The sequence below is a fragment of the Roseivirga sp. BDSF3-8 genome (genome assembly GCF_041449215.1).
Taxonomy (GTDB): Bacteria; Bacteroidota; Bacteroidia; order Cytophagales; family Cyclobacteriaceae; genus JBGNFV01.
Genome location: NZ_JBGNFV010000001.1, coordinates 2,944,051 through 2,967,191, shown reverse-complemented (window position 1 = coordinate 2,967,191; position 23,141 = coordinate 2,944,051). Strand labels below are relative to the sequence as shown.

Here is a 23,141-nt window from a genome sequence, read left to right as displayed (position 1 = left end):
TAAAAGGACGTTAGGTTATGAAATATAAACGCATTCTCCTGAAGCTAAGTGGCGAGGCGCTCATGGGAAATCAGCAGTACGGGATAGACCCTGAAAGGCTGGACCAATACTCGCAGGAGATCAAGAAGGTAAAGGACCTTGGAGTCGAGGTAGCGATAGTAATAGGGGGAGGCAATATTTACAGAGGCGTACAGGCAGAGCAATCGGGAATTGATCGGGTTCAAGGGGATTATATGGGCATGCTGGCCACGGTTATTAACGCGATGGCGCTGCAAAGCACGCTGGAAAAGACGGGTATGTTTACCCGACTTATGAGTGGCATTAAAATGGAGCAGGTTTGTGAGCCATTTATTCGCCGCCGTGCTGTGAGGCACCTTGAAAAGGGCCGCGTGATTATCTTCGGGGCTGGTATAGGTAATCCATATTTTACTACGGACTCGACAGCAAGTCTACGAGCCATAGAAATCGAAGCCGATGTGGTTTTGAAAGGTACTCGTGTAGATGGGGTATATACGGCTGACCCGGAAAAGGATCCGAATGCGACGCGCTACTCCAACATATCTTTTCAGGAAGTATACAGTCGTGGCTTGAATGTAATGGATATGACAGCCTTCACACTTTGCAAGGAAAACAATTTACCGATCATAGTTTTTGATATGAACAAACCCGGCAACCTGCTGAGTCTGGTTAAGGGCGAAGAGGTTGGCACGCTTATTACCTAAGCAAAAAATTTTCAGACAATGGAAGAGACACAACTATACCTGGACGAAGCCAAGAGTCTTATGGTAAAAGCCGTAGAGCATACGGCCTCTGAATTGACAAAAATTCGTGCAGGAAAGGCCATGCCTAATATGGTGGATGGCATAATGGTAGAGTATTACGGCAACTCTACCCCACTCCAGCAGGTAGCCTCTGTTAACACACCAGATGCCCGCACGCTGTTGATCAAACCCTGGGAGAAAAAAGTACTGAATGATATTGAGCGTGCTATTATTAATAGCGACCTTGGGTTAAACCCACAGAATGATGGTGAGACTATCAGGATTACTGTACCTCCCCTGACTGAGGAGCGCAGGGCTTCTCTGGTAAAGCAGGTCAAAGCAGAAGTGGAGAATGGCAAGGTGAGTATTCGTAATATCAGGAAGGACACGAACAACAGTCTGAAAAAACTGGACAAAGAGGGTGTCTCTGAGGATGAGATCAAAAGGGCTGAGGATAAGGTGCAGAAACTAACGGATAGTTATACTGCAGAACTTGACAAGCTTTCTGAAAAGAAGGAAAAGGACATCATGACTGTCTAAGTCTAAGGAATACACCTGGACTTAAAATTTAAAGCCTGCTCTAATCCGAGCAGGCTTTTTTATTGATAGTATTTTCTTGCCTGGATAAGTTCTATAACGGGGTCGGGCACGAGGTAACGGATACTTTTATTGCCTGCAATACTACTTCGAATAAAGGTGGCGGATATGTCAAGTAATGGTGCCTCGATTACGCTTACTGTGGGAAGTTCTGTAAGGCCGGACGGGCTTGCACCAGGTCTTGGATAGACAATAAGGCCATGTTGGTTTAAAATAACCTCATGATTTTTCCACCGGCTAAAGTTCTTCAGGTTATCCTGGCCAACTATTACTTTAAATTTATGGGTGGGATGTTTATCTGTAAGATAGGCGAGGGTGTCAGCGGTATAGCTGGGTTTGGGCATTCTGAACTCTACATCGCTGGCACGGAGGTCAAAATTATCTTCGATGGCTGCCTCTACCATTCTTAACCGGTCAATCTCATTCAGCAGATTACCTGATTTTTTGAATGGATTTTGGGGAGATATAATAAACCATACCTGATCGATATCATCGCACTGCACTACCGTATTGGCGATAATCAAGTGCCCGGTGTGAATGGGATTAAAGCTTCCAAAAAATAAGCCGATGTTCATCGGTTCGGTATAAGTTAATAAGCAGCGCCCACAGGCCTGGCAATAAAATCATCGATAAGGGCCTGGGCTTCCCTAAAAGACGTTTCAAGATACTGGTTTACCAGTGTAAGGTCAAAATGGTTCTCAAACTGCATTTCAAACTTAGCCTTGAAAAGGCGCTGGCTGATACTCTGGGGGGAATCTGTACCGCGGTCATTAAGACGAGAGGCCAAGGCATCCATAGAGGGAACCTTTACAAATACCGAAAGACCATTATTACCAAAATACTCTTTCAGGTTTATCCCTCCCTTGACATCCACATCAAAAATCACATGCTTTCCGGAATCCCATATACGCTGGATTTCGGATTTCAGCGTGCCATAAAAGTTTCCGGGGTAAACTTCTTCCCATTCGATAAACTCATCGGCATCAATTTTTTGCTTGAACTCGTCAGGTGTGAGGAAGTAATAATCTTTTCCGTTCTCTTCGGTCCTTCCTCTTTTATCTCTGGTGCAGGCAGAAATAGAAAACCCCAGGCGGGGGTCATTTTTAATCAGGTGTTGAACAATAGTTGTCTTACCGGATCCGGAGGGAGCCGAAAAAATGAACGCTTTACCTTGCTGCATTCTGTAAAATCAGGCCAGTTTTTTTACTTTGAATATGATATCTTCTGCGAGGCTCGAAGGTACGGATTTTTTGTCGATTTTACTGACGATTACGTCTTTCATGCTTTTTTCATACTGATACTGCTTAAAACAACTCATGCAGTTTTCAATTTTTCTCCCGAAGATTTCCTCCTCCCGGGAGCTTGCCTGACCGTCTATAACTCTGTAAAGCATCTCTTTACAAAGATCCTGATCAGTACAATCGCTTAGTTCGGTAGTGCGGTGAGTGGTTTTGTTAGTAGAAACTGCCATTCTTTAAAATTATCCTCTAGTTATAACCCATTGAACTTGCGTATTTAAAAAGCTTCTCTTTAAGAAGGTTTCTGGCTCTGTGTAATCTTGACCTTACGGTTCCTATGGGAATATCTAATATTTTCGCCATTTCTTCGTAGGTGAAGCCTTCCAGATCACAAAGAATAATAACGGTCCTGAAGTCAATAGCCAAACTGTTAAGCGCATTTGATACTTCGTCACCGATCATATCCTGCACGGTTTCTATGCGCAGGTCTGTTGTGATATTTTCATCAATGTCATCCGAGTTGTAAAAAGTTTCAACCTCCTGATAATCAACTTTTGAAGGTTCTTTACTTTTCTTACGGAAGTCATTTATGAAGCTGTTTTTCAGTATTCGGAACAGCCATGCCTTTGCGTTAGTTCCTTCCTGGAAGCTTTCTATAAAGCGAAATGCCTTTAAATATGTTTCCTGTACAAGGTCCTTTGCATCATCTTCATCGAATGTGAGGCGATAGGCAAAGTTGTACATTGAGTCTATGTGGGGCATAAACTCGCCTTCGAACACTTTTACCTTTTTTGCCTCAGAGTACCTTGGCTTTGTATCCTCCCTGCTTTCTACTTCTTTCGTTTTATTATCTTCAGCCATAATTTCGGATTTTGCCACTTATCTAATTCCCGGATTATCGTGGATTGGGTGAGGAACACACGCCCGGATGAAAGGCAACGTGATTTCTCTAGAATATTAACTTGTATATACCTCAAAAGTTATAAACCATCCATGTAAGAAAATATTGTGAATTGAAGTATTTACGTATTTTCTTTACATTCCGGATTGCATTTTTTAGGTGTAACTGTCTCATTTTCTGATTTTACCGGATCCAGATATCAATTTTGAAGCTGACGGCACGCTAATTTTATGAATATTCTTTTTCTCACATACCAGGGTGGTATTGCAGGCTCGACACAATCGATCTATTTTCTAGCAAATGGACTGGCTGAAAGAGGTCACACTATTCTGGTTGGCTGCCCGGAGTCGAGCATGCTGTATCGCCTGCTGGAGAATAGTGCTGCAAGACGGGTGCCTATGACCTTTAAGGGAAAACTGGATGGTGCCAATATGAGGCAGATTGCAGACCTGACCAAGAGGTACCGGATTGAGCTTATCAACGCGCAAAGCAGCCGAGACAGGTATACGAGCATGTTTGCAAAGTGGCGATACAAGCTGCCGGTCAGGGTGGTGCATACCAGGCGCCAGATTCCGAAAAGCGCGGGAGGCTACCTTCAGAATGTACTATATCATAAGGGCACTGATGCAGTGGTGGCCGTTAGCAATGGGGTGAAGAAGGCTCTGGCGGGTCCTGGTATGCCTGCGGACCATATAAAGGTGATCTACAATGGGACGCCCCGGGAAAAATACTCTCATTATGATACAGGCCTGACTCAGGAGCTGGCGGATACTTACGGGATTACAGCTGATACGCCTGTAATAGGCTGCGTAAGTAGAAAGAAACATCAGGATCAGCTATTGCGGGCTATAGGTATGTTGGAGAAGAAGGTGACGGCATTTTTTATTGGAGTGGATATAACTCCGGAATACCGTGAGATAATGAATCACTATAAGGTGCCACATACCATTCATTTTTGTGGCCGGGTGCCTGCGGATAAGGTATTGAGTTACTATCCACTTTTTAGGTTGAATGTATTGCCGAGTACGATTGAGGGACTCTCACAGTCTTTATTAGAGTCAATGGCTATGGGGGTGCCGGTAATTGCTACACGGGCAGCGGGTAACCCTGATCTGATTCGTCACGAAGAGAATGGACTGATGTTTGGCCATGGAAATATCAGGGAACTGTCGGAACAAATTAAGCAGGTACTGGAGGATGAAGGGCTTCGATCGAAGCTGATCGAAAATGGTTACAGGACTGCCCTGGAGGAATTTTCCATTGAAAACACTATCTCAAACTATGAGAACTTCTTCAAAACTCTGATAGAAGGAGGCTCAGTTTAAATTTTACTACTTTTGCCGGTCTACAGGCTTAGTATAGATAGTGATATGCAGAAGATTACGGCAATCATACCCACGTTTAATGAAGCGGTGCACATTGAGGAGGCTATTAAGTCGGTAAGATGGGCCGATGAAGTGATCGTTGTGGACAGTTTTTCTACAGATGGCACAGTAGACCTGGCCCGTCCCCTGGCAGACAGGGTGTTGGAGCACGAGTATGTGAACTCAGCGACGCAAAAGAACTGGACAATCCCTCAGGCGAAGCATGAATGGATCTTTTTACTGGATGCAGATGAGCGGGTACCGGAAAAGCTTCAGAAAGAGGTGCAGGGTATACTTGAAAGGGGTACTGATAAAAGTGCTTTCTGGATTGGTCGCCAAAACCATTTTATGGGTCGCCGGGTAAACTACAGTGGGTGGCAAAATGATGCGGTGATCAGGCTATTTCGCAGGGACAACTGCCGCTATCAGGATCTGCATGTGCATGCGGAGGTGGAAACTGAGGGAAAGGTAGGAAGGCTGAAAAATAAGCTGGATCATTTTACGTACACGACGCTGGAGCAGTACCTTTTCAAGTTTCATCGCTATACTTCCTGGTCTGCATATGATTATGTAAATCGTTCAGAAAAGATCACAGGGTATCATCTGTTTCTGAAGCCATTCTGGAGGTTCTTTAAGCACTATATTATGAAAAGGGGCTTTCTGGATGGAAAGGTAGGCTTTATCTTGTCGGTAATGGCTAGCTATACGGTTTTTGAACGGTATATGAAGGCCTGGAGGATCAAGGAGGGTGAGGAGCTGAGTCAGAAACCTAAGGGGAAGAGATAAGAATTTTTAAATTGAGCTATTAGAAAAAGCTGCCAGATGGCAGCTTTTATTTTTCCTGTAAGCGTTTCCGCTTACTGATAAACCTAGCACCAGTAAGTGGGTTCATCGCAAGCAGCGCATACTGAAATGTAATGGCAGTATGATTCTTTGGTTCCGCCTTTAACTGACTCTGCTTTGAGATCAGAAGTGGTAAAGCTTGTTAATTTAATGGCCTCTAAGTTTAGTCTCTTGTCTTTCATTATCTCTTGAAATTTTTTATAAAAATGAGTTTATAACTTAAAAATTAAACTAAGAAAATCAATTGATGATAGATAAATGATTTGATTACCCCTTTTACTTTCTGTTTGTCTACTTTGTTTTAGAAGCTATTCCAGGGCCCCATTGGCTAATTCTGAATGCATTTAAAGAATCTACTGAAGGTATAGCTCTTAAATGAAAAAAGCTGTCCGAGGACAGCTTTTGCATATCAAACTTTTAAATATCTGAGAGGATTAGCACCAGTAAGTGCGCTCATTACAAGCCTGACAGGTAGAGTTTTTGTAGCAAAAAGATCTTACGCTAGGGTCGATACCAGCTTTCACGCTATGAGCATCTTCTCTGCTAGTTTTAAAGCTTTTCACATTTAGTTCTTCCAGACTTAGTTTAGCCTTTTTCATAGTACAATTAATTATAAGTTAGTAATAGGTCTCTTCATATAGCTGAAAATTTACATGCGTAAAAACATAATCAAAACAGCTATTTGATAGACTCATATTGACACCAAGTATACTATTAATTGATGTAAATCACCTAATTAAATCCGTGCTTTTCTGGATGATCTAACCAAATTTACTATCAAAAGCCTGGTGATTTTTTAGCTACCCATTATTAGAAAAGCTCAAAAACTCCTATATGCCAAATATTCTTCCAGTAAGGTTCATACTAGCCTGAAAAGCAGCAATACTTTAAGATATTCTTATTTTTGCGGCTGCATGAAGAATGAAAGAAAATTTCTGTGGTTATTCCTGAGCCTGGTGCTTCTACTGTTTGCCGTAAGCTTATTTGAGCGTACACCTGATAACGATGAGGCTATATTGGCAGAACATAGCTATTGGTTAGTAAAGGAGGGTACTCCTAAGGGAGTTATGTATTCGGGAATGGGGGTAGGCTGGGAGGACAGGCTGTATGTATATCACAGACTTTTCGTTTTGACAGGGGCTGCACTTATCCACAGCGCGGGATTATCTCTGGGTCTGTTGAGGGCTTTTATGCTGGGTATCACGATAGCCTTTTGCCTGGTCTTACGGCAATACTGGCACAGGGAGCAAAATCAGAAATCACCTGAAGGGCTTATGTTGTCCCTGATTATTTTTTTTAGCTATTCATTATTCATCACTTTTAATTTTATGTGGCGCCCGGAGGTGATGGTTATGACTTTCGGCTTTCTGGGGTTTTACTTTATAAAGGCTCACCTCACCAACTCTTCAGTGTGGCACGTATTATCAGGTGGCTTTTTTGCTGGCCTGGGGGCCTTGACTCACCTCAACGGAGTCATTTTTATTGGAGCGGGAGGGCTCTTGCTTCTTGCACATAGACGGTGGGGGCATGCGTTATTATTTGGTCTTGCCGGTGGATTAGTCACGCTACTATACTTCTGGGATATACAGAGTACGGCGGATTGGGAGGGCTTGAGGTGGCAGTTTGGAAACGATCCGGTGCTTGAAAAAAAGGATTTCGTATGGTATGCGCCTTTGGTAAAGATTCTGAATGACCATAGACGCTATTTCCACTCGCCCAGGGAGGCTTCTTTTAGCCTGTTATTTATAGTTGCGCTGATAGCAGGAGGCAAATCAATCTTAAAAAAGCACCGTGACCTGATACTGTATGGAGGCTCGGCAGGGCTGGCACTAGCCGCTATCAGCCACGGACATACGAGCAAGTATGGGCTGTTGATCCTGCCCTATATGGTGCTGTTGCTGGTGCATATTTACCTGGAGACAGATAAAAGATGGGGGGTAAGGATAATGCAGGGAGCTTTTGTGGTGTTTGGTGTGATACAGCTATACTACATCACGGACATGATAAGGCAGCATGTGGATCTGTCGGCCCGAAACAGCCGTATAGCTGAAAGCATACCTGAAGGGTCTACGGTTTACGGCCCGGCTACGTTCTTTTTTAATGAGGTAGAGAATCACCGTCTATATACCACGCAGGCATATAACCTGCGGGTAAACAGGTATTATAATCTGACGTGGTCAAAGGAGGATTACTTCAGCTTTGCCCGTGAAATGGATGCGGACTACATAGTGATTGATTTTCAATTGCAAAATGATCTTATCTACAAGACTTTTACTGAAGATGAGGTGCAGGAGGGTAAAGAATGGTTTGGGTACAGGGTAATAAAAAGAGGCGGGGACTATGCGGTGTTGAAACGCTCATAGTCCCCGCCTGGTATTAGTTAGAATCAGTATCAGGCATATTTGAAGCCGGCGGCTTTAAGGGCCTGAATAATCACTACAGGGGCTAAGGCGGCACCCACAATGAGCAACCAGTGCCTTGCGTCAATATCTACAAAGTTAAGCACTTCTCTTAAGCCAGGAATAAAGTAGGCTGCGAGTAAGGCTGCCACGCAGAACACGAGGGCCATCCATATGAATTTATTCTTTACAACCTGATTATTGAAGATATGCTCTGACCTTTCGCGCATGTTGAATACATGAAGTAACTGAGAGAAGGCGAGGCTAAAGAAAGCCACATTATTAGCCACTTCTTCGCTATCACCCCATCCTTTGAGAGAGTATAGGTAGGCTCCTATTATAAATATTGCGAGCACGAGTCCGTGAAAAGCGATCATGAGCCAGTGACTTTTGGTAACGATAGGCTCCTGAGGGTCTTTTGGCGGATGCTTCATCACATCGGGGCTCCCCTCTCCTATTCCGAGTGCCAGCGCAGGGAATACATCTGAAAGCAGGTTCAGAAATAGTAACTGGAGGGGCTTAATAGGAAGGTTGAACAGTGTGAAACTTATGGATGCAATGAGAATGATCTCTGCAAAGTGATAACTTAACTGATAGAGAATAAACTTACGGATGTTACCAAAGATGATACGACCGTACCGAATGGCATTTACTATTGAGCTAAACCGATCATCCTTAAGCACCATATCGGCGACTTCTTTGGCTACCTGGGTTCCTTTATCTCCCATTGCGATACCAATATTGGCTTTTTTAAGGGCCGGTGCATCGTTTACGCCATCACCTGTCATGCCGACAATTTCTCCTTTGTCCTGAAACAGGGACACCATGTCCAGCTTTTGCCTGGGATCTACGCGGCTAAATACACGGGTGTTATACACGCTTTCCCGGCGGTCGTCACTGAGATTGGATTCAAGCTCGGAGCCATGCTCTACCTTGCTATCCTCTATCTCGTCGAGTAGCTTCACTCGTTTGGCGATATTACTGGCTGTACCCGGATGGTCACCAGTCACCATGACTACTGTGATACCTGCATCACGGCAGGTTTGTATAGCCTCGGCTGCATCTTCACGTGGTGGATCAAGGAAGCCGATATATCCGGCAAAAGTAAGCCCGTCCACAAATTTCTTGACGCCATCTGCTGACTCTGTGGAAGGGGCTTCGGGCTGCTCACGATAACCGAAGGCAAGGACACGCAGGCCATCGCCGGCGAGTTCGTCGTGATGTGTTGCCCACTTCTCACGCAATTCCTCGGTCATCTCCTTTTCTTCTCCGTTTTCCAGGAGTTTATCACAGCGATCAAGTACCGCCTCTACCGCGCCTTTGGCGGCTATGAAGTAGCCATCTCCCAGCTTATCCACGGTGCCCATGATCTTGGAATCAGAATCAAAGGGCTCCTCGTCTACTCTTTCTGAGGATAACAGGGTTTCGTAAATCTCTTTATCGGCCATACGGGCAAACCTGAGCAGGGCGAGCTCGAGGGGGTCTCCTCCTTGCTCTTCTTCATTTTCTATGAGTTCAGCATTATTACAGGCTACGCTGATCTGGGTGAGGCGACGAATATTCTCATTCTCCTCTGTGCTTACGTCCACAGTATCATTATGGTCGAGTTCTAGATGTACATCTGCTCCTGGTACGGCAAGGGTGTGAACTGAAAGTTTGTTTTCGGTAAGGGTACCGGTTTTATCCGTAAATATGACAGTAGTTTCTCCCAGGGTTTCTACCGCAGCAAGTTTTTTGACGATAACATTTTGCTTAGCTAACCGGAGCATACCCCGTGCAAGGGCTATACTGGCGACAATGGGCAGGCCTTCGGGAATGGCGGCAATAGCCCAGGCTATTGAGGTCTGTACAAGCTGATAGGTGTCTTCGCCTGAGAGTTTACCTATGAGGAAAAAAGCTGCGGACATACCCAGGGTGACATAAATCAGCTTATGGGTAAGTTTATTAAGTTTTGAATTCAGGGGGACTTCTTCATCGCCGGCATCTTCTACCATCTGGGAGATATTTCCTATCTCGGTTTCCATACCGGTGGCAACGACCACACCGAGGGCATGGCCGCTGGTAGCCGCAGTACCCTTATAGACCATATTGAGCCGGTCGGCGGTCTGGGTATTTTCTTCGAGTTTTTCGATGTTCTTTTCTACGGGTAAGGATTCGCCGGTGAGTGCGGCCTCATCCACAGCGAGTTCAGACTCTTCGATAAGGCGTGCATCTGCAGGAATAAGGGTTTCACCATCTATCACGAGGATATCACCTGGCACTATACGCTCAGCATCAATCTCCTGATCTTTACCATCGCGACGGACCCTACCTGTGATCTTATCCATTTCTTTCAGTGCCTGGACGGACTTTTGGGCCTGAAACTCCATCCAAAAACCTATGACTGCATTAACGACGATGACGACGACTATGGCTATGGCTTCGGCTGTATCTCCGAATATGAAGGCGATGGTAGTGGCTGCAACGAGGAGATAGACTACAGGATTATTGACCTGGTCAAGGAGAATTTTCCAGATGCTTTTGGTCTTACTCTCTTTGAGCTTATTGGGTCCGTACTTTTTAAGGCGCGATTCTGCCTCACTTTCGGAGAGGCCTTTTTCCTTATTTGCTTCAAGTTTTTGCAGAACTTCCTCGGCCTCAAGGGCATGCGTATCCTGCAGGGGAGAAGTGGTATTCATATATGCTAAAAAAATAAAACGGTATAACCTCTCAGGAGAGCGGCTATACCGTCTGTTCCTTCTCAGCAATTAACTGAAGCAGGATATACTTGTTTTGGATGAAGTATTAATATCGCCAAAGTGGGCGGGCTACTTCCATCCAGGGCCAGGGTATACGGGAAAGAATAAGTAGGAGCGCTATAAAGAAGAAAATAACGATGTACTTGTGTTTTTTGGCATCCTCGGCGGCTTTTTTGGCTTTTACTCTGCCTATGGTAACGAGTACAATAGCGATGAGCATGGTAAGGAAGTGCTCTACAAGCCAGAACCTTAAGGTGGCATCTTTCATAACGGCTCCCATACCTGCACTTTTCATGACCTCGAGTGCAGATTGAACGACGGGGCTAAGAAAATACAGCACGAGGCCTATCACTAGTTGGAGGTGGGCGCCTACAAGGCTATAAATACTAAGCTTGTTATCTACTACGCTCCACCGTTGTTTACCGGCCATGCCTATAAGGCTCTTAAGGAAGGCGGCAACAATGAAAAGAAGGGCCAGCCAGCGTAAGAGGCTGTGAAATTTTAGTAAAATCTCATACATATCAGGGCGATTTTCTGTTGAATCGGGGCAAATATAATCAGAAAGGATTACATAGCACCTTTACTCCTCAATCCACTGCATTTTCGGCCTCTTCCTCTTCTTTGACGCTTTTTGGCTTGTTGTATTCAAGAATTTGCCTGTCCACTTCATCCCAATAGTGGAGGGATATTTCGTCCACGGGGGTAATGGCCCGACCACTGGCTACCATGGCTACAGTCATGATCACGCTGGTAATGAGGATGACATAGAGCAGTACTGAATTATTGAAGACGGCGACCTCAAACTGGGCAGGTATGCTAAAAAAGAGCAGGATGGTAATAAGGCCGCGCGGGGCGATCCAAAGCTCAGGGGTGATATCCTTTCGCATGACTACCTTGAGTATAAATACTCTTACTAAAAAAATGATGGCCACTATGACGAGGCTTGTGTAAGCGGCATTGAGATCACCAAGTGAAGCTATCTCGATGGTAACGCCAAAAATCACAAAGAAAAAGGTGCGTACTACAAAGGCTGACTCAATCGTAATGAGGTGAAAGTTTTTCAGAATTTCTTTCAGGCTGGATTTCCGCAGGTACTTCTTAAGCCATCCTCTGAAAAAGAGTTTGTTATTATTGATGACCAGACCGAATATAAGAATGATCAGCAGGCTGCTAAGGTGGAATATTTTACCCAAAGAATAGAGCAAAAGAAGTACGGCAATAAGGAGAAAAAGCTTTACGGGTGTATTGAGGTTTTGAAAAAGGAGAACGAGCGCATAGCTAACTACGACGGACAATACTACTGTGAGGACAATATTGCTTACGATATCGAAAACGACCATCTGGGTGCTGCTCTCTGAGTTACCTATAAGGAAGTAGAAGAACATAATGCCGAGGATGTCGGAGAATGTGGCCTCGTATACCATAAACTCCTTTTTTTCGGTAATGAGGGCTCCTACGCTGGGAATGACTATCGCACTGCTCATAATAGAAAGGGGCACCGCATAGATGAGGGCGGTAAACATGTCTATTCCGAGTATGGTGTGAAAGAGATAGCCGCAGCCAAGGGATGTAAGAATAAGGGATACAAGGGCTACCACAAATGATTTCCAGATAATAGGCCATCGTTCGCGATGCAGCTCAAGGTCCAGGGCTGCCTCCAGTACGATCATGGTAAGCCCAACGATGCCTAGGAGCTCCAGTATATTGAAGATGAATTCACTGATACCGACACCATAATTTTCGAGCAAAACCCGTATGCCCATACCCAGCATAACAAGCAGTATTACGCTGGGAATATTGGTTTTCCGGCTAACAATATTGAATAGGTAGGAAAATATGATTGTAGCCGAGATGGCTATAATTATGATATACGGGTTGTTTGCTTCCATAAAATACGTTCTGAAATGATGCCAACGAATGATCTGGCATGTATGTTTTAATTCTCTCTGACCTGCCTTATTTCCTGGCCCTCTGGTTAAATAGGGAGTCTGGCTTCCGGTTTATGTTGTTTTCAGGGCGAAACCGGAGGGCGCTCCAGGTATGGTCAATGGCTACCTGTGATACGGGGCCGTACCCTGCTGCATGAACTGGCTCCCAGCCGGTATCACGATTTATATCTGATGCCAGTGGAGAGGACTTTTTCGGATATGCTATCCAAAAAACGGCCTCATCATCTAATGCGGTGGCTACCTGAGGGAAGAGTTTGTTGAGTTCGGCTTTGTTATGCACAAATAAAAGGACGAAGGGAAACTTACTCTTACCAGGTAGAGTATGCGCTTCTGAAAGTAGCTTCTGTATCTCTGCGGGGCCATTTACGATCAGGGCCCCGGAAAGGTGCTTAAGTCTAAGTTTTTTAAAAAGTGCGTCTCGCTCCATTTTATCAAAAATTCAAATCCATCTGGTAGGTTCCGGAGTGCCTGGCTTCCAGGTCGAGCAGGAACTTCTTCATTTTTATACCTCCTGCATACCCTGTGAGGCTACCGTCTGCCCCTATTACGCGGTGGCAGGGCACTATTATCCATAAGGGATTTTTACCATTTGCCCTGCCTACTGCTCTTATGGCCTTAACATCTCCCAGGCGCTGGGAGAGCTCCAGATAAGAACAGGTTTTACCGTAGGGTATCCGGGCCAGTTCTTTCCATACTTTTTGCTGGAAGGGAGTACCGGCGGGGGCAACTGCCAGGTCGAAGCATGTCCTCTTTGCCGCAAAATAATCAACTAACTGATTTTTTAAGGCAGTGACCCATTGAGGCAGCGTTTTTTCTTCATCAACTGCGGCATCATGTTCCACGCTACGAATTGCTGTGAGGGCTTCTTCATTGCCGGTGACACTAAGTGCACCTACAGGAGAGGCTATGAGATAGGTTTGGATATCAGTGGACTGTAGGGTTACAAATTTTATGTTTTTACACATTATCTTTACCTTTCGAAGCAGCGGAACGATTTACCCTATCGGGGCGTTTCAAATTAGCTGTTTTAGGTGATATGAAAAACACAGTAGAAGAAGTCAACGGAATTTTCTCTTCTTTTCTAGAAAGAAAGAACCTGCGGAAAACACCGGAGCGTTTTGCCATTCTGGAAGAAATATACGAAAACAGCGGACATTTTGATGTGGAGTCTCTCTACATCAATATGAAGAATAAAAACTACCGGGTAAGCCGTGCTACTGTTTATAATACGCTGGATCTGCTACTTGACTGCAATCTGGTAACGAAACATCAGTTTGGTAAAAACCTGGCTTTATATGAAAAGTCGCACGGATACCGGCAGCATGATCACCTTATCTGCCGTCACTGCAAGAAGATCCTGGAGTTTTGTGACCCACGCATACAGGATATACAGCAACTGGTGGAAAGTGTGTACAATTTTCATATTGATGAGCACAGCCTCAACTTCTATGGGACGTGCAACAATCCTGATTGCCAGACAGCAGCAGAAAAAGCACGCTAAGTCTTTTCACCTTCCCTCGTACTCAGCAAAGGTTTGACTGCTTTCATATAAGGTAACTTTCATATGGATGTGCTCTGCAATATGGGGCCTTAGTAGATTAAATATTTTGCAGGCCATCATCTCGGGCGTAGGCACTGTGTCCCGAAAGTCATCCACGTCTTCATACAGGTTTTTGTGATCGTATCGCTCTTCTACTTCTCTCTTGATAAGGTAGGCTAGCTTATCGGGATGAAACACCCGGCCGGTATTTTCATTAACCTCTCCTTCAAGCCTTACTACCAGTTCGTAATTATGCCCATGGAACTGGGCACCTCCGGACTGGGTCTTACCAAATACGGCGGTATTCTTTTCTACATTCCAGTGGGGATTGTTATTGGTGTAGGCTGCGTTAAAATGAGCCTTTCTGCAAAGTGATGCGATCATATAGGATTATCTGTCTTTGAGTTTTTACGAATAAAGGGCCATTCTGTTGCTTACTCGATTTCAATAAAGGTTCACATTGGTGAACCATGGGTGGGCTTAATATATAATAATGAGAGGAAAATATCCGGATCGGGAAAGAATGATCTGATAGTTGGTGGTTGGTAGCAAGGGGTATAATACGCCCCTAAAGTAATGGGACCCGTCAGCCTGGGGCCGTAAAATCAGGTGTTTTGACCTTAGAAAAATTGTGGGTTGCCAGTGGGGGATATGATGATTTTGCTCAGCCTGTAATCTTTAGATAATACAAATAATTGTTCCTTCAAGGATTGCTAATACGGACTATAAGGCAGGGACCTACTCATGGTATACTCATAGCGAAGGAGAAGCGAAGCAGAAGCGCAGGAAGAGCGAAGCAGAAACGAGGGAGGTAATACGCAGATGAGAGGAAGCAGAAGACAAACGAAGATGACTGACATTGTAAATGTACAAAAATGGATGGCATTCACATATGATTTTCGATCGATTGCCCTATAATAAACAGGCGGCCCTCGCAGGCAGCCTGTTCAACTTGTAATAAATTACACTTTATCAGGGACAAGATGATTTTGTAGCGGAGTCAATTTGGTAGAGAACGCAAGGAAAACCACTGTAGTAAAGCGATCTGTAAATGCGGTATGTCTGTCCGACTACAAGTACCATATCAGAAGGGACAGGGCCTACAGTAAATGTGTTACCAGTCTGACAATTTGTAAAATTCCTGCCGCAGGTGAATGAGCCATTATAGGTTACGTACTCAGGGGCGTAGTAACTTGCTTCTTCGATACACACTTCGTCTGCCTCATCTATTGCTTTCTCAGTGAAAGAGAACTGAACAGATGCCATTATCATGGTTACGAATAGAAATACGGTTTTCTTCATAGTTTTTTCTTAGTAAAAAATGGATAAATAAAATTGATGCAATTCAGCGGAAAAGCTGAAAGGTTCTTATGGGTACGGGAGGCCTTATAAAGGCTTTAGTAGTAATAGCCAGCAGTTGATCAGGAGGTTATCTCATAAGTAACACATGAACCGAATGTCATGAAGTACTGGCGGATGATGTAGTACTGACGTCCGGCAATGGGATTAAAATCCTGGGGAGATTTGGTCACATAGAACTGGTTCCAGGTATCAACAGGCCTGAAGAGTCTGCCGCATCCACTGTGGCCATCATAAACCACCCATTCTGCATTAGAGTAGCTGGCGTTTTTATTAAGGTATATTTCTTCATTCTTATTTTCATGAATGAATGAAAAACCTAAGACTGCCAACAGGATGGTCAGAAATACTAATAGGGTCTTTTTCATAGGGTTTACGTTGATCTAAAAAAAATTACACACTACGATTCCCGAGAAACGTAAAAGCTTTGGGTGATAAGCCAATATTTAAATTATGCAAAAATAAGGGGCTGACAAAATCTGCTAACCTACGGTGGAGGCTGCCTCACACTCACACTCTTAGGAGTAAAAAAACAGCAACCAGACCTTTTTAAACCGCTTTGAAGACTAAAAATGCAAGTGAATGCCATAGGGGTGGATACATGCACCATTGCTTAATGATACATCGTCCCCTGTTTTTTCTCACAAACAGGAAGCGAAAAATAATCCTAAAACAGGATGTGACTGGCGTAATAAGTCGATCTTAAAATTACCCTACCCAGCTATCGCGGTCCAGGCTACGATACTGGATGGCTTCTGCCAGATGCTCTATCTGAATGGCCTCCTCGCCTGCCAGGTCGGCAATGGTACGGCTCACTTTGAGAATACGATCATAGGCACGGGCAGATAGCCCAAGTTTTTCCATAGCGGCCTTGAGCAGGGTTTTACCGGCCTGATTAATCCGGCATATGTCCTTAACTTTCTGGCTTGGCATCATGGCATTGCAATAGACCTGTGGCATCTCTTCATAGCGGGCAAGCTGGATTTCCCTTGCGCGGATAACGCGTGCACGAATCTCTGCGCTGCTTTCGGTCTTTTGCTCGGAGGTCATCTGGTCAAAACTGACGGGGGTAACTTCCACATGCAGGTCGATACGGTCCAGGAGGGGTCCGCTGACTCGGCTCAGGTAACGCTTAACGGCCATCTCTGAATCGGGGTGACTGCCATCGGCTTTATAAAACTCACCGCTTGGGCTGGGGTTCATGCTGGCAATGAGCATGAAGTTGGCGGGAAAATCTACTGATATGCGTGCCCTGGAAATGGTGACTGTGCGCTCTTCCAGGGGCTGGCGCATTACTTCGAGTACTGACCGCTTAAACTCGGGGAGCTCATCAAGGAAAAGTACGCCATTATGGGCCAGTGATATTTCTCCGGGCTGGGGTATTCCGCCGCCTCCTACCAAAGCGACGTCGCTAACGGTGTGGTGCGGGGAGCGGAAGGGTCTGCGTGCTATGAGGGATGCATCTGTACCAAGCTTACCAGCCACGGAGTGTATCTTGGTGGTCTCTAATGCTTCATGCAGGGTAAGAGGGGGTAGTATACTGGGCAGGCGCTTGGCCAGCATGGTCTTGCCTGCACCGGGAGGGCCTATTAGGATGACGTTGTGCCCACCCGCCGCGGCTATTTCGAGGGAGCGCTTGATGTTCTCCTGGCCCTGTACATCGGCAAAATCGGCATCATAATCATTCTGCTCATGCTGAAAGATATCGCGGGTATCCGTAACAAGGGGGGCAATAGGCTTATCTCCAGAGAGGAATTCTACTGCTTCCTGCAGGGTTTGCACACCGATCACATCCAGGTTATTGACTATGGAGGCTTCTGAAGCATTTTCTTTGGGCAGGATAAAGCCTTTGAATTTTCTTTTCCTGGCCTCTATGGCTATAGGGAGTACTCCTTTGACAGGGCGAAGCACACCGTCAAGGGAAAGCTCTCCCATGATGACATATTCTTCAAGGGAACGGAGGTCACGCTGGCCACTGGCGTGTATTACGCTAAGGGCCATGGGCAGGTCATAGGCTGCTCCCTCCTTTTTAGTGTCGGCAGGCGCAAGGTTTACTACTACCTTTTGCCTGGGAAAGTGAAACTTACTGTGCTTAAATGCTGACTCTATCCGGTGTATACTCTCACGGACAGCATTATCCGGCAGTCCGACTATAAAGAATTTGGTGCCACTAACTATGGATGCTTCTATAGTGACAATACTTGCATCTACGCCATAAACGGCGCTAGCGTATGTTTTAGCCAGCATGAAATATCAGATATTTTCTTCTATTAAAAGAATGAGTATGTGGATGACCTTGATGTGTATCTCCTGGATACGATCGGCGTAACCACTATGGGGAACTCTGATCTCCACATCGCACAGGGGGGCGAGTTTACCTCCATCCTTGCCGGTAAGGCCTACTACCTTCACCCCTTGCTTGCTTGCTGTTTCAGCAGCACGCAGCACATTGGGGGAGTTTCCGCTGGTGCTAATGGCAAGCAGCACATCACCGGAACGTCCATGGGCCTCTACAAAACGGCTGAATATATACTCGAAGCCATAATCATTTCCTACACAGGAGATATGGGAGGGGTCGGAAGCACACAGGGCAGGCAGGGCAGGGCGCTCATTACGGTATCTACCGGTAAGCTCCTCGGCAAAGTGCATGGCATCGCAATGGCTGCCTCCGTTTCCGCAGGATATCATTTTTCCACCGTTGCTGATAGCCTCAGCCATCAGATGAGCGGCGGTTTCGATGCTTTTAATGTGTTCAGGATCACTCAGGAAGCGATCCAGCACGGAGGCTGCTTCCTTTAATTCTTTTTGGATGGTGTGTATGCTATCTGCCATGCTAGTCATTTAGGGGCGCTAAAATACAAAAGGGCGGAGTATTATCCGCCCTTTGACTATTCTTTAGGATTTGGCTTAGGCTTTCTCCTCTCCGGCGGTACTGTCACCGGAACCCAATTGCTTCTTCTTTTTTTCCTCGGCAGACATGGTGCGGCCAAAAGCCTCCAGATCCCGGTCTATTTCTTCTTCTTTCTTCTCGCGGTCATAGACGCGGGATTTGACCTCAAGTATCTCTTTCTCAAGCTTGCCGAGGCGCTTTTTATAACGGGAGACGAGGGTAATGACCATGCCAAGGTTTATCAGAAAGAGCAACATACCCAGTAAGGCACCGGGTACCATGTTATTCATTACAAACTGAAAGGAGTTATCTATTGTGAGTACCAGTATCACGAGCGCCAGGTGATAAAGGAAATAGATTGCTAGGAATATGAATTTAAAATTTTTCATGGGGCCGGTTAATGTCCTGACCAAAAATCAGAAAAACAACGGGTAAAAACAACGGAGTGTTTAGGGATGTGATTTTTTAAGGAAAAATATCAACTCTCAGGGTGGGCCATTTGCATCTGATTGAGCTTGCGATACATCCCCTGGTTTTCCATGAGTTGATCATGTGTACCTCTCTCTACTATTTCTCCATTCTGGATCACAATGATCTCATCAGCATGCTTAATGGTGCTGAGCCTATGGGCGATCACGATAGAGGTACGATTCTGCATAAGGCTTGTAAGGGCTTGCTGCACGAGCTTTTCGCTCTCTGTGTCCAGTGCGGATGTAGCCTCGTCGAGGATGAGGATGGGAGGGTTTTTAAGTACGGCTCTGGCAATACTGAGGCGCTGACGCTGTCCTCCGCTAAGCTTACTTCCCCTCTCTCCTATTACGGTCTGGTAGCCTTGTTCGGTAGCTGTAATAAAATCATGGGCATTGGCAATTTTGGCTGCATGTACCACTTCTTCTTCCGATGCTTCGGGTTTGCCGAAGGCGATATTACTGAAAATGGTGTCGTTAAACAGGATAGATTCCTGTGTGACGACTCCCATTTGGCGTCTGATGCTTTCCAGGGTAAGGTGACGCAGGTCATGCCCATCCAGGTAGACGCCTCCCTGCTTTGGATCATAAAAGCGAGGCACAAGATCGGCGAGGGTAGATTTACCCCCACCGGAAGGTCCTACAAGGGCTATCATTTTACCTTTGGAAACGGTGAGGTTAATGTTTTTGAGGACTGGCGTATCGCCATAGGCAAAGCTGACATTCCTGAACTCGATCTGCTGACTGAAATCATCGAGCTCTTTTGCCGAATTACTATCCTGTATGGCGGGTACGGTGTCCAGGGTCTGAAAAATACGATCACCGGCAGCAAGGCCGCGCTGTATATTACTGAGTGAGCGCGAAATAGCTTTGGAGGGATTAAGGACCTGGATAAAGATGGCGATGTAACCGATAAAGGCTGAGCCACTCAGGGTGGAGTCTCCGGTAAAGATGAGCTGGCCGCCGTAAAGAATGATACCGACTGCCACGCCTACACCAAGTAACTGGGAAATGGGGCTGGCGGCTTCGTTCTTTTGAGCCATGCTCACATTGAGGCGTGCATACCGACCTACTTCTTTGCCAAATTTACGGATAATGTGAGGCCGGGCATTAAAGGCTTTTACCACGCGCATGCCGCTGATTGTTTCGTCTATCATCTCTACTATTCTGCCAAGGCTCTCCTGGCTCTGCCTGGCTTTTTTCTTGAGCCTGCGTACTACTTCAGAGATGATAAGGCCGGTAACGGGCAGAAAAATAATGGTGAACAGGGTAAGTTTAACGGATATGTAAAAGAGGGCAATAAAGAATACGATGATCTGCACGGGATCGCGCAATACGGTCTTAAGGCTGTCCACTACGGTCTTTTCCACTTCCTGAATATCGTTCGTAACGCGTGACATAACGTCACCTTTTCGTTCATCTGAAAAGTAACCGAGGTGCAACATACTTACCTTATTAAAAAGGTCCATCCTGAGGTTTGTAATCACATTGGCCCGCACCTGGGAGAGGGTGACATTAGAGAGGTAGGTGAATATACCTCCAAGCAGGGTAATGACGATCACAATACCGCAGACGTACTGCAAGGCGCCCATATTGCCGTATTTATCGAGCTGCTGTACAAAATAGTAGTTAAACAGATCGATAAAATACTGGGGGTCGGCCCCGGTAAACTCAGGGGCTTGTCTCATGCGCTCCATTTCCTCCGGGGAGGGCTGCTTTACAAACAGGATGTTCAGCAAAGGAATGATCATGGTAAGCTGCACGGTGCCGAGTATGATGGCTATCAGGGTGGTTATGGCATACTTAGGTCCAAGCCAGCCCATGGGGCGCGCATATGATAAAATACGTAGGTAGGTCTTCATTTGTGGGGCAATTTACCCAATTTTAACCGTAAAAAGGCACGGCTAAGCCGCGGGGACTTTGCAGGTTTAATAATCGTATTGACGGGCCGGAAGGTTCCAGCGCACACCGGCCTGCACAAAATGCGTATCCTGTGGAGAGGCGATCAGGTCGCTCTCATGCCTGCGGAGTGTGTAGGAAGCTTCCAGAAAGAGGTTGTGCTTCCACATATAGCGCGCATCCAGCATGGCCTGAGTAACTGTATTACTTATGCCCTGCCCAATCTGATTGCCATATTCCTGCTCTCGGGTATTGTAATTTTTAAAGACATCCCCTCCGTAGTTGACTCCGGTGGTGTCTGTGCCATAGGTGGCACGAAGCAACCTGCCTGTGAGCCAGATACGTTCGTGGGGCTGATAACGGGCTATACCCACAAACTCTTTGAAGTTGGCTCCGAGCGGGTGAGCCAGGGGCTGCCGGTAGTGGGCATAGTTTGTAAAATCTGTAATGTGGGTGTAGGTGTAGGGCCTTACCAGGTTTGCTTCTGCCTGCAGATCGAGGTGAGGTATACCGAAGGCATCTATGTATTTGAGTCCGGCCTGTACACCAAATTTATTGCCCCACCAGCCTTCGCCTGAGCGTAGCTCGTCAAGCACTACTTCGTCTATGACGAGTTGTCCATACAGGCTGTAGCGCTTACGTATATCCCATCGTGCATCCAGACCAAGTATGGCATTGTCTACGCTGCCGTTCTGCTGCTCTATGGCACGGTAAAAGATAATGGGGTTGAGGTAGCTTAGCTCTATCCCGTTGTCATCTTCCTGACCGTACATAACTGCTTCAAAAATGCCTACCTGGAGGTTCTCCAGCAGCCTTACGCCCAGGTGGTGGAAGGCGAGGTATTTTTTAGGGTACCGCTCATTAGGCTTTGCGCCATTGAAAGTGGCCGGCACTCTGGCGACCATTTCGGCAAATAGGTTGGTGTAGTTTATGCGCCACACATTGGTCTGCACCTTGAGAAAAAGGTAGTCTTTAGGGAAATCACTGAGGATAAGGCTGCGGTAGCCATCTCCGAAGAAGAACCTGTCCTGACCAAACTGCAGATTAACGTGGTCACTTACGCGCAGGCTGAGATAGCCCCTGGCAGTAATAAAATCGAAAGCGGTGGTATCGTCCTTGTATACTTTCCAGAACCCTTCACCGGGCACTACATTCTGGCGACGGATATAGTGGCGGGTGAAGTCAGGAAAACGAATCTGGTTTTCCCCGATAAAGGTATACACTCCTATACGTTCGTCGATGGTGGCTCGCAATTGCAGCCCCCTGGTATTAATAAACCGCAGGTCTTCTGCGCCTGTCTCCCGGCCGGCAAACAGTCCTAATACAGGATTGAGGTGCAAATCAAAGTCTTTAGTACGGACTGAGTAAAGATCGGACTTACTGCGGAAAAAGGTATTCCACAAGGGCTTTTCACTTTGCCAGTGTATGGTGTCGGTATACTCCCAGTTATCCTGAAGCAGGTATGCCCGGTTGAACCGGCTCCGGTTATCATAATGCAGGGAAGAATCGGGGTAGGAGGCTGCAAAACCTGCAATATGCTGGCGCTGATAGGCTTTTACGGAGGTGTAAAAGGGCACATTTAGGGTACCTCCTTTAATCACGTTACGGTCTATTATGTGGTAGTAATCCGGATTAAGGGGTGCATTGGTACTTTGGGCCTGTACAAAGGGGGCCGACTGCAACAGGAGTACAAAAAGGAGAAGGTACCTGATCATCGATTGCGAACAGTTTTATATAAAACGCTGCAATTTAGGCTTTTTAGTGTCTTTGGAAGCCAAAATGTAATTTTAAGGCAGAGAAGGGAGTATTTTTCAAATCCAAGACTGATCACGCACGGTTTTTTGGTGATCCACCTCACCGGTGTGCTTGGTATCTTTTGGCTCAAAAAGGAGCACCCACACCTCTTCACCATTCTCAGTCCTGGGAAAGTGCTCCACACCACGGGGTACGATGATCATCTCGCCCTCCTCTATCCTTTCAGTACGGTCACGAAACTCCATGATCAGGGTGCCTTTCATGATCATGAACAGCTCATCCTCGTGCTTATGGCTGTGCCACACAAACTCATCTTTCAGGCGTGCGAGTTTTACATATTGACCATTCAGTTCTCCAATGATTTTTGGTGACCATTGGTCAGTGAATAGGGAAAACTTCTGCAGGATATTTACTGGATTTTTCATGTCACTCATAAAATGA

The 23,141-nt window shown here is 45.8% G+C and carries 24 protein-coding genes; 6 read left to right on the top strand and 18 right to left on the bottom strand.

From position 1 onward, the window contains the following. The first annotated feature begins 17 nt into the window (after positions 1 to 17). Positions 18 to 722, top strand: a complete 705-nt coding sequence (gene pyrH, locus AB9P05_RS12230; protein ID WP_371909112.1) for a UMP kinase — start codon at positions 18 to 20, stop codon at positions 720 to 722. 18 nt (positions 723 to 740) lie between these two features. Beyond that, complete coding sequence (gene frr / locus AB9P05_RS12225; protein WP_371909111.1) at positions 741 to 1,301, top strand: ribosome recycling factor; 561 nt, start codon at positions 741 to 743, stop codon at positions 1,299 to 1,301. 59 nt (positions 1,302 to 1,360) lie between these two features. Here the strand turns inward: frr and nadD are convergent, their stop codons facing one another. Genes nadD through AB9P05_RS12205 form a run of 4 tightly spaced genes read right to left on the bottom strand, consistent with a single transcriptional unit; the run spans position 1,361 to position 3,457 of the window. Beyond that, the gene (gene nadD, locus AB9P05_RS12220; protein WP_371909110.1) at positions 1,361 to 1,933 is read right to left on the bottom strand and encodes a nicotinate (nicotinamide) nucleotide adenylyltransferase; all 573 of its coding nucleotides are present in this window, start codon (positions 1,931 to 1,933) and stop codon (positions 1,361 to 1,363) included. A 14-nt stretch (positions 1,934 to 1,947) separates the two neighbouring features. Continuing rightward, the gene (gene gmk, locus AB9P05_RS12215; protein WP_371909109.1) at positions 1,948 to 2,538 is read right to left on the bottom strand and encodes a guanylate kinase; all 591 of its coding nucleotides are present in this window, start codon (positions 2,536 to 2,538) and stop codon (positions 1,948 to 1,950) included. A gap of 9 nt (positions 2,539 to 2,547) precedes the next feature. Further along, a complete protein-coding gene (locus AB9P05_RS12210; protein WP_371909108.1) occupies positions 2,548 to 2,829 on the bottom strand; it encodes a hypothetical protein in 282 nt (93 codons plus the stop codon). A gap of 16 nt (positions 2,830 to 2,845) precedes the next feature. Further along, complete coding sequence (locus AB9P05_RS12205; protein WP_371909107.1) at positions 2,846 to 3,457, bottom strand: sigma-70 family RNA polymerase sigma factor; 612 nt, start codon at positions 3,455 to 3,457, stop codon at positions 2,846 to 2,848. 270 nt (positions 3,458 to 3,727) lie between these two features. Here AB9P05_RS12205 and AB9P05_RS12200 point away from each other — a divergent pair, with 270 nt between their 5' ends. The 3 genes from AB9P05_RS12200 to AB9P05_RS12190 all read left to right on the top strand — a co-directional run bounded on the left by AB9P05_RS12200 (position 3,728) and on the right by AB9P05_RS12190 (position 8,067). Then, positions 3,728 to 4,822 carry a glycosyltransferase family 4 protein gene (locus AB9P05_RS12200; protein WP_371909106.1) on the top strand — a complete coding sequence of 365 codons (1,095 nt, stop codon included), beginning with the start codon at positions 3,728 to 3,730 and terminating at the stop codon, positions 4,820 to 4,822. 45 nt (positions 4,823 to 4,867) lie between these two features. Beyond that, positions 4,868 to 5,647 (top strand): glycosyltransferase family 2 protein, encoded by a 780-nt coding sequence (locus AB9P05_RS12195; protein WP_371909105.1) that lies wholly within the window; start codon positions 4,868 to 4,870, stop codon positions 5,645 to 5,647. 971 nt (positions 5,648 to 6,618) lie between these two features. Then, positions 6,619 to 8,067 (top strand): hypothetical protein, encoded by a 1,449-nt coding sequence (locus AB9P05_RS12190; RefSeq protein ID WP_371909104.1) that lies wholly within the window; start codon positions 6,619 to 6,621, stop codon positions 8,065 to 8,067. Between the two features lie 29 nt (positions 8,068 to 8,096). Here AB9P05_RS12190 and AB9P05_RS12185 read toward each other — a convergent pair whose 3' ends face one another. The 5 genes from AB9P05_RS12185 to AB9P05_RS12165 form a co-directional block, all read right to left on the bottom strand. Further along, on the bottom strand, positions 8,097 to 10,781 hold the full coding sequence (locus AB9P05_RS12185) for a cation-translocating P-type ATPase (protein ID WP_371909103.1): 2,685 nt from the start codon (positions 10,779 to 10,781) through the stop codon (positions 8,097 to 8,099). Between the two features lie 106 nt (positions 10,782 to 10,887). Then, positions 10,888 to 11,361 (bottom strand): hypothetical protein, encoded by a 474-nt coding sequence (locus tag AB9P05_RS12180; RefSeq protein ID WP_371909102.1) that lies wholly within the window; start codon positions 11,359 to 11,361, stop codon positions 10,888 to 10,890. Positions 11,362 to 11,428: 67 nt separating this feature from the next. Beyond that, positions 11,429 to 12,730 carry a cation:proton antiporter gene (locus tag AB9P05_RS12175; protein ID WP_371909101.1) on the bottom strand — a complete coding sequence of 434 codons (1,302 nt, stop codon included), beginning with the start codon at positions 12,728 to 12,730 and terminating at the stop codon, positions 11,429 to 11,431. 67 nt (positions 12,731 to 12,797) lie between these two features. Next, positions 12,798 to 13,217, bottom strand: coding sequence for a hypothetical protein (locus tag AB9P05_RS12170; RefSeq protein WP_371909100.1), 420 nt, complete (start codon positions 13,215 to 13,217; stop codon positions 12,798 to 12,800). Between the two features lie 4 nt (positions 13,218 to 13,221). Further along, positions 13,222 to 13,755, bottom strand: coding sequence for a methylated-DNA--[protein]-cysteine S-methyltransferase (locus AB9P05_RS12165; RefSeq protein WP_371909099.1), 534 nt, complete (start codon positions 13,753 to 13,755; stop codon positions 13,222 to 13,224). Positions 13,756 to 13,826: 71 nt separating this feature from the next. Here AB9P05_RS12165 and AB9P05_RS12160 point away from each other — a divergent pair, with 71 nt between their 5' ends. After that, positions 13,827 to 14,291, top strand: coding sequence for a Fur family transcriptional regulator (locus AB9P05_RS12160; RefSeq protein ID WP_371909098.1), 465 nt, complete (start codon positions 13,827 to 13,829; stop codon positions 14,289 to 14,291). A 6-nt stretch (positions 14,292 to 14,297) separates the two neighbouring features. On the opposite strand, the gene AB9P05_RS12155 is transcribed toward AB9P05_RS12160, so the two are convergent. From AB9P05_RS12155 to AB9P05_RS12115, 9 genes are all read right to left on the bottom strand, one after another. Further along, positions 14,298 to 14,714 (bottom strand): 6-pyruvoyl tetrahydropterin synthase family protein, encoded by a 417-nt coding sequence (locus tag AB9P05_RS12155; protein WP_371909097.1) that lies wholly within the window; start codon positions 14,712 to 14,714, stop codon positions 14,298 to 14,300. A gap of 588 nt (positions 14,715 to 15,302) precedes the next feature. Continuing rightward, a complete protein-coding gene (locus AB9P05_RS12150) occupies positions 15,303 to 15,632 on the bottom strand; it encodes a hypothetical protein (RefSeq protein WP_371909096.1) in 330 nt (109 codons plus the stop codon). 119 nt (positions 15,633 to 15,751) lie between these two features. Continuing rightward, complete coding sequence (locus AB9P05_RS12145; protein ID WP_371909095.1) at positions 15,752 to 16,057, bottom strand: hypothetical protein; 306 nt, start codon at positions 16,055 to 16,057, stop codon at positions 15,752 to 15,754. 340 nt (positions 16,058 to 16,397) lie between these two features. Then, positions 16,398 to 17,936 (bottom strand): YifB family Mg chelatase-like AAA ATPase, encoded by a 1,539-nt coding sequence (locus AB9P05_RS12140; protein ID WP_371909094.1) that lies wholly within the window; start codon positions 17,934 to 17,936, stop codon positions 16,398 to 16,400. Between the two features lie 6 nt (positions 17,937 to 17,942). Then, positions 17,943 to 18,530, bottom strand: a complete 588-nt coding sequence (lpcA, locus tag AB9P05_RS12135; RefSeq protein WP_371909093.1) for a D-sedoheptulose 7-phosphate isomerase — start codon at positions 18,528 to 18,530, stop codon at positions 17,943 to 17,945. A 66-nt stretch (positions 18,531 to 18,596) separates the two neighbouring features. Then, positions 18,597 to 18,968: a hypothetical protein gene (locus tag AB9P05_RS12130; RefSeq protein WP_371909092.1), complete on the bottom strand. Its 372-nt coding sequence runs from the start codon at positions 18,966 to 18,968 to the stop codon at positions 18,597 to 18,599. Positions 18,969 to 19,057: 89 nt separating this feature from the next. Further along, positions 19,058 to 20,908 (bottom strand): ABC transporter ATP-binding protein, encoded by a 1,851-nt coding sequence (locus tag AB9P05_RS12125; RefSeq protein WP_371909091.1) that lies wholly within the window; start codon positions 20,906 to 20,908, stop codon positions 19,058 to 19,060. Positions 20,909 to 20,974: 66 nt separating this feature from the next. After that, a complete protein-coding gene (locus tag AB9P05_RS12120; protein WP_371909090.1) occupies positions 20,975 to 22,660 on the bottom strand; it encodes a capsule assembly Wzi family protein in 1,686 nt (561 codons plus the stop codon). A 96-nt stretch (positions 22,661 to 22,756) separates the two neighbouring features. Continuing rightward, the gene (locus AB9P05_RS12115) at positions 22,757 to 23,125 is read right to left on the bottom strand and encodes a cupin domain-containing protein (protein ID WP_371909089.1); all 369 of its coding nucleotides are present in this window, start codon (positions 23,123 to 23,125) and stop codon (positions 22,757 to 22,759) included. Between the last annotated feature and the right edge of the window lie 16 nt (positions 23,126 to 23,141).